Origin of the sequence: Halomonas sp. SIMBA_159, from assembly GCF_046536035.1 — a bacterium.
Lineage (GTDB): Bacteria > Pseudomonadota > Gammaproteobacteria > Pseudomonadales > Halomonadaceae > Vreelandella > Vreelandella venusta_A.
This window is the reverse complement of the sequence record NZ_JAWJBT010000179.1, coordinates 1-365: the sequence shown is the minus strand read 5'-3', so window position 1 is coordinate 365 and position 365 is coordinate 1. Positions and strand designations below refer to the sequence as shown.

General features: G+C 43.6%; 1 protein-coding gene. It reads left to right on the top strand.

The genetic code is table 11. The annotated features are described in order from the left end of the window. A partial coding sequence (locus R0J87_RS18890) for a hypothetical protein (protein WP_498888140.1) occupies positions 1-210 on the top strand: 210 nt, incomplete at its 5' end. Between the last annotated feature and the right edge of the window lie 155 nt (positions 211-365).

Here is a 365-nt window from a genome sequence, read left to right as displayed (position 1 = left end):
AGGCCGCATATCGGGAATGCTTACCACATTTATGCAGAGTCCAGCTTGCTGAGTTATTTAAAGCGACACACCAATTTGACAGAACAAGAGTTAACTCGTCACATCAACTATAGGCATTTCTCGTTTGCTTGTATGGAACATCAAGTGGATGTGGTTTCTGCCGCCCCCCCTATGATTGAGTTGCTTCATGCATCCAAAGATTTTATATGAGTTTTACAGGACGACTGGACGCTTGGCAATCGCTAAGCGTCTTTTCATTTCACCGCCGGCACAAGAATCGTTCGAAAAATGTGCAATCTGAGAAACCGGGACTATTCTGTTACAATCATCTGAGAAAGAGCATGAAGCTCAGTTAAAATGTGCTG